This window comes from Bradyrhizobium lablabi (assembly GCF_018131005.1).
GTDB lineage: Bacteria > Pseudomonadota > Alphaproteobacteria > Rhizobiales > Xanthobacteraceae > Bradyrhizobium > Bradyrhizobium lablabi_D.
Window position 1 is genome coordinate 278384 of sequence record NZ_JAFCJK010000008.1, and the last position, 13953, is coordinate 292336.

At 63.6% G+C, this 13953-nt stretch carries 14 protein-coding genes; 12 read left to right on the forward strand and 2 right to left on the reverse strand.

The window, feature by feature from the left end; genetic code table 11:
* Positions 1-94: 94 nt before the first annotated feature.
* Positions 95-619: a tetratricopeptide repeat protein gene (locus tag JQ553_RS24915; RefSeq protein WP_212502664.1), complete on the reverse strand. Its 525-nt coding sequence runs from the start codon at positions 617-619 to the stop codon at positions 95-97.
* Between the two features lie 13 nt (positions 620-632).
* The gene (gspD, locus tag JQ553_RS24920) at positions 633-2993 is read right to left on the reverse strand and encodes a type II secretion system secretin GspD (RefSeq protein WP_212502665.1); all 2361 of its coding nucleotides are present in this window, start codon (positions 2991-2993) and stop codon (positions 633-635) included.
* Positions 2994-3322: 329 nt separating this feature from the next.
* Here gspD and JQ553_RS24925 point away from each other — a divergent pair, with 329 nt between their 5' ends.
* From JQ553_RS24925 to JQ553_RS24980, 12 genes are all read left to right on the forward strand, one after another.
* Complete coding sequence (locus tag JQ553_RS24925) at positions 3323-4990, forward strand: GspE/PulE family protein (RefSeq protein WP_212502666.1); 1668 nt, start codon at positions 3323-3325, stop codon at positions 4988-4990.
* A gap of 4 nt (positions 4991-4994) precedes the next feature.
* Complete coding sequence (locus JQ553_RS24930) at positions 4995-6206, forward strand: type II secretion system F family protein (RefSeq protein WP_212502667.1); 1212 nt, start codon at positions 4995-4997, stop codon at positions 6204-6206.
* 15 nt (positions 6207-6221) lie between these two features.
* Entirely contained in the window at positions 6222-6734 is a 513-nt protein-coding gene (gene gspG, locus JQ553_RS24935) for a type II secretion system major pseudopilin GspG (protein WP_212502668.1), read from the forward strand.
* The gene (locus tag JQ553_RS24940) at positions 6727-7191 is read left to right on the forward strand and encodes a type II secretion system protein (protein WP_212502669.1); all 465 of its coding nucleotides are present in this window, start codon (positions 6727-6729) and stop codon (positions 7189-7191) included. Before gspG ends, JQ553_RS24940 begins: the two co-directional genes overlap by 8 nt.
* Complete coding sequence (locus JQ553_RS24945; RefSeq protein WP_312015196.1) at positions 7172-7576, forward strand: hypothetical protein; 405 nt, start codon at positions 7172-7174, stop codon at positions 7574-7576. Before JQ553_RS24940 ends, JQ553_RS24945 begins: the two co-directional genes overlap by 20 nt.
* Positions 7573-8301, forward strand: coding sequence for a type II secretion system protein J (locus JQ553_RS24950; RefSeq protein ID WP_212502670.1), 729 nt, complete (start codon positions 7573-7575; stop codon positions 8299-8301). Before JQ553_RS24945 ends, JQ553_RS24950 begins: the two co-directional genes overlap by 4 nt.
* Positions 8301-9215, forward strand: coding sequence for a type II secretion system protein GspK (locus tag JQ553_RS24955; RefSeq protein WP_212502671.1), 915 nt, complete (start codon positions 8301-8303; stop codon positions 9213-9215). Before JQ553_RS24950 ends, JQ553_RS24955 begins: the two co-directional genes overlap by 1 nt.
* Positions 9215-10288, forward strand: a complete 1074-nt coding sequence (locus JQ553_RS24960; protein ID WP_212502672.1) for a PilN domain-containing protein — start codon at positions 9215-9217, stop codon at positions 10286-10288. The genes JQ553_RS24955 and JQ553_RS24960 overlap by 1 nt, the downstream gene beginning before the upstream one ends.
* Before the next feature lie 20 nt (positions 10289-10308).
* Positions 10309-10851 carry a type II secretion system protein GspM gene (gene gspM, locus JQ553_RS24965; RefSeq protein WP_249144551.1) on the forward strand — a complete coding sequence of 181 codons (543 nt, stop codon included), beginning with the start codon at positions 10309-10311 and terminating at the stop codon, positions 10849-10851.
* Entirely contained in the window at positions 10848-11486 is a 639-nt protein-coding gene (locus JQ553_RS24970) for a hypothetical protein (protein ID WP_212502674.1), read from the forward strand. Before gspM ends, JQ553_RS24970 begins: the two co-directional genes overlap by 4 nt.
* Before the next feature lie 226 nt (positions 11487-11712).
* Positions 11713-12498 (forward strand): EfeM/EfeO family lipoprotein, encoded by a 786-nt coding sequence (locus JQ553_RS24975; RefSeq protein ID WP_212502675.1) that lies wholly within the window; start codon positions 11713-11715, stop codon positions 12496-12498.
* Positions 12495-13871, forward strand: coding sequence for a cytochrome c peroxidase (locus JQ553_RS24980; RefSeq protein ID WP_212502676.1), 1377 nt, complete (start codon positions 12495-12497; stop codon positions 13869-13871). Before JQ553_RS24975 ends, JQ553_RS24980 begins: the two co-directional genes overlap by 4 nt.
* Positions 13872-13953: the final 82 nt, after the last annotated feature.

The window sequence follows — 13953 nt, forward strand, 5'->3', positions numbered from 1 at the left end:
GAGATCATGCGCAAGCAACAAGCTAAAGCGCGATGATGATTCATCCTGATCTCATCACGCTTTAGGCTATCGGCCGCGACGGTCGCGGGATGTGTCAGTGGAGCGGGGCCACCGGTACCAGGACGGCCGGTGTCCAGGTCAGCGCAAGTCGTTGACCAATCACGATCTCATTGGTCGACATTTTTGTCGCGACCGCATTACGGAATCTGGCGTAGGTATCCCGCTGGCGGCCGCTCGTATGGGCGGCCGCCAGATTGAGCCATTTATAAGCGAGCACGAAATCCTGCCGGACGCCGTGTCCCTTGTCGTACATCAGGCCCAGCATGGCTTGGGAGAACGGGTCGCCCAGAGCGGCTCCGCGTGTATAGAAATCGGCGGCCGCATCATAGGCTTGCGGCACGCCGAAACCGTTCTCGTACATGAAGCCGATCAAGCCGAGCGCCCTGGCATTGTGACGGTCGGCGAGCGGCCAGAGATCCCGTAACGCGCGACCATATTGGCCAAGATGGAAGGCCGCGATTCCGCGCGAAAGCGTATCAGCCCGTGCCACGGTCGGGGCGGCGATCGAGATCGCCGCGGCCAGAAGCGCGATGAAGGCTCTCCGCGGGAGACGGACCATGCCCGCGGATCGTTCAATGGTAGCTGGTGGTGATGGGAGCATTGGTTGAGGTCGTCGCGATGCCGCCGCGCAGCCGCGATCGGAGCTCCTCGGCGATGACGTGGGCGTCGGAACCGTCCCGGATGATCTGTGGGCGAATGAAGATGATGAGTTCGGTACGCTGAGTGGTATTCGCCTGATGGCCGAAGGCATCGCCGAGGCCGGGAATCTGATCAATGAGGGGGATCGCGTTGCGAGTGCCGTTCTGCTGCTCACTGATCAAACCGGCCAGCAGGACCGTCTGCCCGTTTGCGATCGAAATCTGGCTCTTGACCCGTCGCTCGGACACCGTCGGCGTCAGGCTGCCCGAGCTCCCCACCGGCACGTTGCTGATTTCCTGTTCGATATCCAGTCGAACGTTGCCGTTTGCACTGACACGGGGCGAAACCCGCAAGATGATGCCGGTGTTTCGATAATCGATGGTGTTCACCACCGTATTGTTGGTTGTCAGCACGGTCGCGCTTCCGGTCGATACCGGGACGACGTCGCCGACCTGCAGCGTCGCCGTCTGGTTGTTGATCACGACCAGCGACGGGTTGGAGAGCACCTTCACGCTCGTGACCGCGTGCAGCGCGTCAAGGATCAGGCTCGGTTGCGTTTCAGACCCGATCAGGAAGTTGAAGCCAGGAAAAGCGCGATTGATGAACGCGTTCGTGACCGATCCGGCGACGGATGCGGTGCCCGTTGTCGGGTCAACCGTAGTCGCGGGGCCCGTCAAGGCCTGGGTGTTGAGGATGGAGCCCGTGTTCGGCTTCAGGCCGACATTTCGGCTGGTCAGGTAGGTTTGCACTCCGTAGGAGAGGGTATTGTTCAGCGTCACCTCGGCGATCGTCGCATCAATTGCGACCTGCAATTGCGGCTGGTCGATCTGTACCAGGGTTGCTTCGATGGTGCGGTAATTGGCCTGGTCGGCGTAAATCAGCAGCGAGTTGTTTACGGCGTCCGGCGTGATCCGCACGTCCTGCATCACCGGTTGACCGTTGCCGCCGGAACCGTGTCCGTTGTCGAGCGCGGCGGCGCCGCCTTGCCCCTGGCTGCCGTTGGCCGGCTGTCCGCCGAGACCGGCACCGGCGCCCAGAATGGCTCCGTTACCCAAGGCGGTGCCGGTGCGGGAACCAAAGCTGTTCGACCCGTTCGTATTGCTGTTCAACGACAGCCGGTCGGTGCTCGAAGATGTGGTCGTCTCGGACCCCGGAGCGATCTGGCTGTCGGCGCTATCGAGCAGGCTTGACGACGATCCGCCAAGGAACATATCGGTCAGCACCCGCGCAATCTGGCGGGCATCGCCGTATTTGACGCGATAGACGTGGACGGTGGTCCGCGCGACGTCGTTGCGATCAAGCCGCTTGATCCAGGTCGCCGCCGTGCGAAGCATCTCCGGCTTCTTCGTTACGACCATGACGGCGTTCAGCCGCGCGATCGGCATGAACTTGATCACGTTCTGGCTGAGGCCGTTCTCGCCGGAATCGACGATCTTCTCCAACTCCGCGATGATGGGCGCCGGCGAGCCGCTCGAGATCGGGAAGATGCCGACCGACTGGCCACGCATCCAGTCGACGTCGAAGCTGAGCACCGTATCCACCGCGGCGCGGCGCTCAGCGCCGGTGCCCTGAATCAAGATCAGATTCCGAGACGCATCGGCGCGCACGGTGCCGGCCTTGGTGGCGAAGCTGTCCATCAGCTTCAACAGGGTCTGCGCCGACACGTACTGCAACGGAACGACGGAGACGCCGAACCCGGGCTCAGGCGAGGCGCCCGCGGAATCGACCGATCCGCCGCCGACGGCGTCGCCGAGGGGAGTCAGGCGGTAGCCCGTAGTGTCGCGCAGCAGCACGATGCCGCTGAGGCGCAGGGCATTTTCAAGCACGAAGACGATGTCGGACTTCGGTACCGGGCGAACCGAGACCAGGCTGACCGTGCCCTGTACGCGAGGATCGATAGTGTAGCCGACGCGGAGGATGTCGCCGAGCACGACCTTGGCCACTGTCGCCACCGGCGTGTTCTCAAAATTCAAATCGAACCCGTTGCCGTTCGCGGTCGCCTGGAGCCGCTCGCTGGACACGGTTTCAACGTCGGAGCCTTCATACATCGCCGTGCGAACGGTGCCGCCCCGGTTGGCGGTCGTCGCGATCCCATTCACGGGCTGGGACTGGCGCGGCAACAAGTCCAGCGAGCGGACCTTGTCGACGATATCGAGCTGAGATGCGTCCACGCCGGCGTCGCCGACGGTTGCGGAGTTGCAGGAAGCGAGCAGCCCAAGCGACAGCAGGGCGAACGCGGCCCCGAGGCCGCCACGGATCGTCGATTCGCGGCCCAGTTTACCCACGCGCTTCATGCCCTTTACTCGACCGGGTGAAGTTCAAGTCGCCTGTGACGACCAGTCCCTGTCCGCGCAAACCATTAGCGAGCGAAGATGACAGAAATAAATTGGTTACATGATCGTCGCTCTGCTTCGCACGTCGCGATGCGACGAACACAGCGCAACTAGCTGCAGATCCTGCCGCGATCAGTTCTTTCTCAGATTTTTTTGAACGAGGAGATAAAAACCGATTCGTACAACTGTCATACTTCGGATTGATAACCTTGCCCGGCCGGCGTTACGTGCAGCGGCAAGATAGCGTCGCGGTGCGAGCCGCGCGGAACTGGTGTGGCGGAAAAACAAGAATGGCCAACGATCTGTCCGTGCAGTTCGTGGACTACCTCCGCCAGAACCAGCATCTGGCGTCGGTTGACCACTCGGCCGGCCAGGATGCGGACCATCGTCATGTCAAGCTTTGGGAAATCACGAATCTATCGCCCATAGAATTTGCCGACGAGGCCGCCCGCTTCTTCTCGCTTGGGCGCGTGACGCTGCAGGAGATGATGGCGGCCGATCCTCTCGTCGCATCCTTCTCGCAGCGGTTTTTGCGCGAGACCATGGTGTATCCCTATAAGGCGCCCGATGGAACGTTGACGCTCGCCGTCGTCGATCCGGCCGATCAGGCGACGCAGCGCGCGGCGCAGATCGTGCTCGGCACCGGCGTCGCGATCAAGGTGGCCTCATCGGAAGACGTCGGCGTCGCGCTTGGCCAGCGTCTCGACGCGGACGAAAGCCAGGGCGCAGAGCCCATGTCGGCACTGCCGCGCGAGGACGATATAGAGAGCCTTCGCGACCTCGCCAGCGGCGCTCCGGTTGTTCGCGCCGTGAACGATCTGCTCGAGAAAGCGGTCGAACTCCGCGCCAGCGATATCCATATCGAGCCGTTTTCATCGGGCCTCATTGTGCGATTGCGGATCGATGGGCTGTTGCGGCCGGTCGCGGCGCTGTCCGGCGTGCTGCCGCAAGCGGTGATTTCCCGTATCAAGATCATCGCCAATCTGAACATCGCCGAGCGCCGCCTGCCGCAGGACGGCGCGGCGCGGCTGCGGGCCGGGCGCGCGGATATCGATATCCGCGTCGCGATCATGCCGACGCAGCACGGCGAATCCGCCGTCATCCGCATTCTGCCGAAGGACCGCGGACTGCTGGTCGTGGAGAAGCTGGGGTTTTCGGCGCCGGACGAGAGCAAGCTTCGGCGGCTCTTGAAGCTCCCGCACGGGATGATCGTCATCACGGGGCCGACCGGGAGCGGGAAGACGACGACGCTCGCGACGATCCTCTCGATCCTCAATGAGCCGATCCGCAAGATCCTGACGATCGAGGATCCAGTCGAATATGAGATCCCCGGGATCAATCAGTCCCAGGTCAAGCCGGCGATCGGCCTGACATTTGCTGCGGCCTTGCGCTCCTTCGTTCGACAGGACCCCGACGTCATCATGTTGGGTGAGATCCGGGATTCGGAGACGGCCCACGTCGCGGTCCATGCGGCACTGACCGGCCATCTGGTTCTGACGACCCTGCATACCGAGACGGCGGCGGCTGCGGTCCCGCGCCTCCTCGACCTCGGCGTCGAGGGCTATCTGCTGCGCTCGGTCTTGCGTGGCGTGATCGCGCAGCGGCTGGTTCGCTACCTCTGTGAACGCTGCAAGACCGGACGACCGCTCGAGGCCGCGGATTTCGAAGAGGACCCGAGACTTGCCGCGCTCGGATTCCGTGTCGGCGAGACGATCCAGCAGGCCGGCGGTTGCGAACGTTGCGGCGGGGCCGGCTACCGCGGCCGGCTTGGCGTCTTCGAGTTGCTCGAACTGACGGACGGTCTGCGCGAATTGATCGGAGAGCAAGCCGACGGACTGAAGATCGACGAAATGGCAATCCGCGCCGGCATGACGACGATGCTCGACGACGGCGTTGCCAAATGCCGGGCGGGATTGACGTCGCCCGCCGAAATTCTCCGCGTCACGACAATGCGGTGACGACGTGCCGAATTTCCGTTACCGAGCCCTGACCCAGAACGGCGAAGTCGTGAACGGCTCAATCTCCGCGCCCACTGCGGCCGAAGTCGCGCGCCGGATCGAGTATCTCCGGCTGTTGCCGATCGAAACCATTGAGGACAAGCGCGCCTCCAGCGCGGCGGGTGGTGGGCGCATGTTCGGCGGTCCGAGCGCCGCCGAAGTCACCACGTTCACGCGCGATCTCGCGCTTCTTCTCAAGGCCGGCGCGCGCCTCGACGATGCACTGGAACTGTTGGCCGATGACGCCGACGTCGGTCGGATGCGCTCCGTGGTCGCCAAGATTCGAGCGGCTGTGCTCACCGGCGAAAGCTTTGCCGACGCGGTGGCCAGCCACCCGGCCTTGTTCCAGCCGATGTATGTCGCGCTGGTGCGCGTCGGCGAGGTCTCGGGCACGCTTGACGCCGTGCTGGAAGTGCTCAGCGCGGAGCGAGCACGTTCCGAGCAGATGCGGCGCAAGCTGACGGATGCGATGCAGTATCCGGCCTTCGTGCTGATCGCCGCTTGCGGAGTGATGCTGTTCTTCCTTCTGTTCGTGCTGCCGCAATTTTCGACCGTGCTCGGGGATTTCGGCGGCAAGTCCGATACGGCGCTCGCCACCTTCCTCAAGCTGTCGGATTTCCTGCGTGGCAATGCCACCGCTGCCAGTCTGACCGCCGCGGCGTCCATTGGGGGATCGTGGTGGCTATTGCGGCAACCCGGCGCGCGTGCAGCGCTGGTCGGCGCGATCTCGCGATTTCCCGGCATTCGCAACGGCTTTCAATTCTACCGCGCGAGCCTGTTTTGTCGCAATCTCGGCGTCCTGCTCGGCAGCGGCGTGAACCTGACGGCTGCGTTGCGCATCCTCGTCGACATCATGGCGGCGACGGGGAGCGAAGCAAGTTGGACGGCCGCGGCCGATCGTGTCCGTCACGGCGGCAAACTGTCTGAGGCGCTCGCGGTTGCCGACATCTTGCCGGCGATGGCGGTCCGCATGTTGCGGTTGGGGGAAGAGACCGGGCAATTGCCGGTCCTGGCCGGGCGCGTCGCGGAATTCTACGAAACGAAACTGCAGCGCAGCCTCGACCGCGTCGTAGGCATCGTCGGGCCGCTTGCGATCATCACGATCAGCACCGTCGTCGGTGGCTTGATCGTATCTGTCATGACGGCGCTGCTCTCGGTGACGCAGCTTGTCGGCTAGGGAGGGATACCGAACATGATATCGCGGAGGACCATCGTTGCAGAACTTTCGGCTCGCGCAGGCGCCAGCGTGCGAGCGCGCGGGTGGCGCCGCCACAGCGGCCAGGATGGCTTCACGCTGGTCGAGATGCTGGTGGTGATCGCGATCATCGGTCTGATCATGGGATTGATCGGTCCGCGCGTTCTCAACTATCTCAGCGAATCCAGGGTCAAGACCGCGCGGATTCAGTTGCAAAGCTTCTCGAGCGCGCTTGATCTCTTCTACCTCGACGCCGGCCGCTTCCCGTCCACCGCGGAAGGACTTGCCGCGCTGGTCCGGCGGACGCCTGGGGTGGCCGCGTGGAACGGGCCATATCTGAAAGGCGGCAATGTTCCGAGCGATCCCTGGAACCATCCATACATCTACCGGTCGCCGGGCGAGCACGGGCCCTATGACATCGTCTCCTATGGAGCCGACGGTCAGGAGGGCGGCAGCGGCACCTCCGCCGACATTTCCCTGGAAAAGACGACGGCAGCCAAGGATGAATGAGACCACGCAACGCGGCTTTACGCTTCTCGAGATGGTGTGCGTGCTCGCCATCATCGCGCTGATCGCTGCCGTGCTGCTTCCCTTCATTCCATCCCAGACGTCGCGATCGCGATTGCAGGCCTATGCGTTGCAGACAGCGACGCTGCTGAAACGCGATCGAACCGCGGCCATCGACCGCAGCACCAGCGTCGCAACCCTGGTCGACGCGTCCAGTCGCGTGATCCATTCCGGCTCGTCACGCTTGATGGTCCGCATCCCGGACGATGTGCGCTTCGACGCCCTGTTGCCGCGAACCTGCCATCGGCAGGATGCGTTGTCGACCATTCGCTTTTTTGCGGACGGTGGGTCGTGCGGGGGCTCCATAGCGCTGACGCGGCTCGATGTTGGCTATGAAATCCGCGTCAACTGGCTCACCGGACGAGTTGAGATTGTCACCCGTGACATCGCCGTCAACTAGTAACCCCGAGGCGGGATTCACCATCGTCGAGGTGCTGGTGGCGCTGGCGGTGGTGGCCGTCTCGATCGTCGCGATCGGCGCCGTGATGGCGGGCAACACGCGCGGCGTGCGAACATTGGAGCAACACGTGGCGCTGATGCAGGCGGTACGCACATTGATGACGGTCGGCATTCCGCCGCGCGCGGAATTGCGCCCCGGCACGACGACGGGCCAGGCGGAGGGTTATCGATGGGTTATCGATGTCGCTCCTCTCGGCAACGGCTGGGCGGTTTCCGACACAAAGACGGACTGGACCCCCGAGCTGGTGCGGATCCGGGTCCGATCGCCCGGCGGGACCATGTCCGATATTCGCACCGTCCGCCTGATGCGGAGGCCATCCGAATGACCGTGGCGACGACCAGGACGCAGGAACGAGGCTTCACGCTCATCGAGACCATCATCGCGCTGGCGCTGATGGGCCTGTTACTCTCGGCGCTGGCAAGCATCACGGCGCAATGGCTCCCGAGCTGGAACAGGGGTTTCGAACGGATTCAGCGCAATGAGCTGACCGGCATCGCGCTGGAGCGGATCGGCGCCGATCTCGCCGCGGCTGAGTTCGTTCCCGCCACCCGCGACTCGCACGGTCCCCTGTTCGAGGGATCGGAACTGTCGGTCATGTTCGTACGAACCGCAGTGGGACCGAATGCGGGGCCGGGTCTCGACGTGGTCCATCTCGGTGAAACCAGGGATCGCGGTGAATTTGTTACTGTGCGCTCGCGGGCGCGCTTCACGCCGCTTCCGGACGGGGTATCGCTGGCGCAACAGACGCAGTTCGGCAATCCCGTCGTGCTGCTGCGCGCGCCTTATCGTCTGTCGTTCGCCTATGCCGGCCCCGACCGGAGTTGGAAGAACGTATGGAAGGGCGCCGACAGGTTGCCGGCGATGATCCGGCTGACAGTGCGCGACGCCGTGAGCGAACGGGTGCTGTCGGTCTCGACCATTGCGCCGATCCACGTTCAGTTGCCGAGCAATTGCACTAAGCCGGACGGCAACTGCGCCGACCGTGACCGCAATGCGGAGGATACCGCGGAGCAGGGGAAGCAGGATACGGCAGATCAGGGGAAGACGTGATGGCGTTGATCGGCAGGATGCGCCGTCCCGTCTCCGAGCGCGGCTTCGTAATCGTTGCGGTGCTCTGGCTCCTTGCGGCGCTGTCGTCGTTGGCCATGATCTTCGCGGCCTACCTCTCGGCCTCCGCACGGGCGCTGGCCGCCAACGACTTGGCATTGCAGACCGAAGCGCTGGTGTCGGCAAGCGTGGAACTGGCGGCCTATCAATTGACGCTAACGGATGAGAAGGTGAGGCCGCCACGCGGTGCGCTTCATTTTCAGCTCGACGAGGCGAGCGTCGAGGTCGCCTATACATCGGAGGCGGCGCGTATCGATCTGAATTACGCGCCGAAGGATACGTTGGCCCGGCTGTTCGTGGTGCTGGGCGCCCGAAGGGACGCCGCCGCCGAATATGCCGATCGGATCGTTGGCTGGCGAACCCGCCCGGTTCAGGGCAGTGAGAACACGGAGGCGGCGCGTTACAACGCACTCGGCTATTCCCCACGGCAGGGACTGTTCACGCATGTCAACGAGTTGGCGTTGGTTGCGGGCCTGCCAGCGGTGCTGGTTGATCGCGCCCTGCCGTTCGTGACCGTGTTCAACGGCTCTCCTGACGTCGATCCGGCAATCGCTGCACCGGAGACGATTGCCGCCACGCAGGACAAATCCGCGAACCAGCAGGACTGGTCGGGGAACCCCTCGGCTTCGCCGAACGACGCCGCCGCGAAGTCGCAATCTGCAGCCGCTACAAACCCAGCGTCGACCGCAAAGAGCCCGTGCTACCGGGTTGAGACAAACATCCGTTTCCGCAACGGTCGGCACACGACTTCGGCCGTGGTGTTCGCCCTCGGCGACAAGGTCGAGCCGTATCGCGTGCTGTCCTGGCAGGACGCCGTTGAATTGCGACATCCGGTTTCGCTTCGCGGGAGCAGGTGATGGCAATGTTTGCCGAGGCCCGACAATGGTTTGAGCAGTGGATCGCGGCCATTGCAACCGCGTTTGACGGCATCGCGGGCCGCTTTGCGCATAGCCGCGGCATATTGCTCGAAGAAGGCGCCGATGGCGCTTTCACCGCCAATATCGCCGCGCCCAAGGACAATGCCGGAATGGACGCTTGTTCGTTCCGTCTCGATCGCGATACGCCGCAGCCGTCATTGCCTGCGCATTTGCGGTCCGCGTTTGATGGAGCCCGCATCGAGGTGCGATTGCTGCCTGATCGAGTGGTGACCCGTCTGCTTGATTTCCCGAGCCGGGCTGCCGAATTCCTCGATGGCATGATCCGCGCGCAGGTCGACCGCCTGACGCCGTGGACGGCCGCCGATGCTGTGTTCGGCTGGAGCCCGCCGCAGCCGATCTCCAACGACCGCATCGAGGTCGCGTTCAGCGCGACATCGGCGACGCAGGTCCGACCACTGGTGGAACTGGCCAAGACGCTTGGCGCGATGTCAGTTGCTATTTCGGTTCCGGCTGTGGCCGGCGGCGGTGAGCCGGTCCACGTGACCTTGCTCGATCGACAATTGCGTGGTCTGGCCGGACCGAAAGTGCCCCGCTTTTTGCGCGTCGGTCTGGTCGCCGCGGGGATTGCCGCTGCCGCCGCACTGTTCCTGGACATCTATGTCGGCGGATGGCTGCAGTCGGAGCAGGAAGAGCTTCAGCAGAGGATTTCCCAGCGCCGCGCCGCGCTGCGCGTCGATACCAACGGTGCCGCGTCCGGATTGGGCTTGCTCGCGAAGCGCAAGCAGACCACGCCGTCGAGCGTCATGGTTCTGGAAGCGCTGTCGCGCGTGCTGCCTGACACGGCCTACGTCACGGAACTGCGTATCGAGGGAGACAAGATGCAGGTCGTCGGCATGACACCGGATGCTCCATCACTGATCCGTCTGATGGAACAGTCGCCGCAGTTCACCCGCGCCACCTTTTTCGCGCCGACCACGCGTGCTGCGAACGAGTCCACGGAGCGTTTCCACGTCGAAGCCCATATCACGGCTTATTTCGGATCCGGCTCATGAATGCTTCGACCAGATCGCTCATGAGTATCAGCACCTCGCCGTTGGTCGCGGCGAGCAGCTATGTCGGACTAATGATCGTGTTCTTATTCCTGGTGGTATCGTTGCTGTCAGATATCGTCGGACAGCGCGCAGACGTGGCGGCGTCCGCGGCGTTGCTGGAGCAACTTGAGGGCCGCCGGCCCAAGGCCAACAGTGTGGCCGGTGAGGCCGCGGTGCCGACGGGGTCGGCGTATCTCGAGGGCGCAACCGTGACGGTTGCCGGCGCCACGCTGCTGCAGCGGGTATCGGGTGCGGTCACTCGGTTCGGAGGCAACGTCTTGTCGACCCAACTCGACGTTCCCAAGACGCCAACCAAGGCCGGATTCATCAGCATGATCGCAAGCTGCGAGATCGAGCAGGCACAATTGCAGCAGGTGCTTTATGACCTCGAAGCCGGCATGCCATTCCTGTTCATCGACCAATTGGTGGTGCAGCCCACCGCCGATGAGGAAGCCGCAAAGAGCGAGCCACGCAAACTGCGTGTGTTGCTCGGCGTGTCCGGACAATGGCGAGGAGCCAAATGATACGACGCTTCCTGACCGTCCTTGCCGTGGGTAGCCTGTCGCTCCAATCCGCGCCGGCCGCCGTGACCGATCCGTCCGGTGACGCGCTGGACGCGGGCCTGCTCGACGACACTCGTTTGGGCGGACCGGTGTTGACCTCGCCGCAGCCGTCCGAGCCGGTGACGACGGTCCGGGCGCCTCCGCCGCAGGAACCGGCTGCGGCGCGGCCGCTCAGCGCCAATCCGTTGTGGGCCATTCCGCTGGCAAAACTGTCCAACACGCGCGACCGCCCGGTGTTCTCGCCATCGCGGCGGCCACCGCCACCCGCGGTGGCCGAGGCTCCCGTCGTGTCGAGGCCGCCATCGCCGCGAAAGGCTGAGGCCGAGCCGCCGCAGCTATCGCTCGTCGGCACGATTGCGGGCGACGACGAGAGCTTCGGGATATTTCTTGATCAATCGAGCAAGGCCGCACTCCGCCTGAAGATCGGTGAGGATTTTCAGGGCTGGACGTTGCGGACGATCCAGGGACGTGAAGTCACGATGGTGAAGGACGAGCAGGGCGCGGTCATGACGATGCCGGCGCCTGGGAGGGAGGGCAGCGGTGAAGTTCGTCTCGTCCCAATCACGGCGCGGGCAGCACAGACCGCGCGTCATTAGATCTTGAGAAGCATATTGCAGCAGTCCTTCGCTCCCAACAGCTTGGTCCGATTGATCCGCGATGTACGTGCCGCGAGCCTTCGACAATGTGATCGTCGATAAAGAACGCCGCTACGGAAAGCTGCGACAATCCGTCCATCTGTCACAAAACCGCATAGGAAGCCGACAATATTTCTGGCGGGCGCGGGACGAGCGTTCTTCGACGGCAAGAGTGAGTGGGGCGATGATGAGCATGATGCGAGTGGTAGCCTGCCTTGCCGTGGTATCGGCGCTGGTTGGCGGGCGTTCCGCGAACGCCGGCGTTCTCGAGGAGGGAGCCGAGCGCTATCGGCCCTACATGATCGAGGGCATTGGCAGCGCGCTGGCTGGAGCGCGCGCGCTGCGTGAAAGCGCCGCCGCGGGTGATTTGGGCGGCGCAAAGAGAGCCTGGCTTTCGGCGCGGGCCGGCTGGGAGCGCTCGGAAGTGTTTACCACCGGATTCGTGCCTGAGCTCGATGCACAGATCGACGCCTGGCCGAACGCGGACAGCGGCTTCCACGCCATCGAGGCGAAATTGTTCGGCACCGGTTCGACCGACGTCGATGCGGACGCCGCGGCACTTGTCGAGCACCTGAATGATCTCCACTCCAAGCTCAGGGAGATGAAGCTCACGCCGCAAGGCCTGTTGGACGGCACCGCGCGGCTCGCTTACGAAGTCGGGGAAAGCAAGGCGGACGGGGGCGAATCTCGCATCAGCGGCACCTCGCTCGACGACATGCGAAACAACATTGCCGGAATTGATTTCGCCTATCGCACGATCTTCTCCGCTGCACTCAACACGGCGGAAGGAAAGCTCGATGAATTGGTGACGAACCGCATCGACCAGCTCCACGCGATCGTTGCGACGCCGGACCTGCCGCATGTGGATATTCCCGATCTGCGCCGCGCCAGCGAGGAACTCGTCGTCGCATTGCAACTCGCATCAGCCAAGCTTGGCCTGCGGCGGCCGACGCTGGAGGCGCAGGTGCGATGACCCTGGTCCGGCTGCGGCTGGCAGGGCTTGCCTCCGCCCTCATCGCTACTGTGCTGCTCGGGCGCGCGCTGGCTTTTCCGGTCGATGGAAACCAGACCGTATTGCCCGCGACGACCGAGCTGAACGAGGATGCGCTCGACAAGCCGCGTGAAGTGTTCCAGTCGGAGCGGGCCGGCGTCAAATCATATCTCGTGAATCTCGGCGACCTCGCATTCAACTCGCCGGCGCTACTCGGGGAGGTGGCGCGGCAGGCCGGCATCAGTTGTGGCACTTGCCATGTCAATGGCGCGGGCAACGCCAAGTTCTTCATGCCGAAGATGTCGAGCCGGCCAGGAACGTTCGATACGACGGGCCCGTTGTTCAATCCGAAGGCAAACAATCTCGTACTGGACCCCGTGCGGATTCCGAGCCTGCGCGGCGCCCGATATCTCGCGCCTTATGGTGCCGATGGCCGTTTCGCCTCGCTGCGCGACTTCGTGCACAATGTCATCACCAACGAGTTCGATGGCCCCGAGCCGTCGTCGGCAATCGTCAATGCAATCGTGGCCTACATTCAGGATATCGATTTCCTGCCCAATCCAAGCCTCAGTCCCGGCGGGCGATTGGTCGCCCAAACGAGCGAGTCCGAGCGCCGCGGCGAAGTGTTGTTTTCGAAGCCGTTTCCGCACGATGCGGCGATGAGCTGCGCAGGCTGCCACGTTCCGTCCGGCGGCTTCGTCGATCACCAGCAGCATGACGTCGGTTCGGGCGGCATGTTCAAGACGCCGACCCTGCGTAACGCGGATTTCAACGCGCCGTACTTTCACGATGGTCGCTTCGGCAATTTCGATCAAGTCGTTGACCATTTCGACCGCACTTTCGATCTCGGCCTGTCGGTGCAGGACAAACGCGACCTCGTCGCCTATCTCACAGCCGTCGGCGACGGTCTGCTGCCCTTCGAGCGCGATGGTGCGGGTGCAACGCTGAAAGAGATCAATGGCTTCAACACGGTGCTCGCGACGGCAATACCGTCCGGCGACAAGGCAACTGTTGCGTTGGCGGTCGATACGATCGGCCGGGAGCTGCGCGAGCTCACCGAGCGATATCCGGATCGGAAGAACACCACCGTGTCAGGCGGCGAGCAACAGCGCGTGCTGGCGCGCAGCGGATTGAAGGAACTCGTGCTCACGCTTCGGCGAATCGAGATGGCCGTCGACGCCGGACGTAATGCCGACGCGGCAACGGAGTTCAGGAACTATCGCTATCTGATGGCCGCCGCGGTTCCGGCGTTGCTGGCGAGCGCCGAGCCCTGGTCTCTGTTCAATCAGAGTGTGCATGACCAGCACTTCGCCGCGCTTCGTCAAGTCATGCAGTCGAAGCATCTGCCTCACTAACAATCATCAACGCAATGTAGGACCGCGCTGCGCAACGCTCGCAGCAATTGCTTCGCCGCGCTCGTTCGTGCATTTGCGGCCG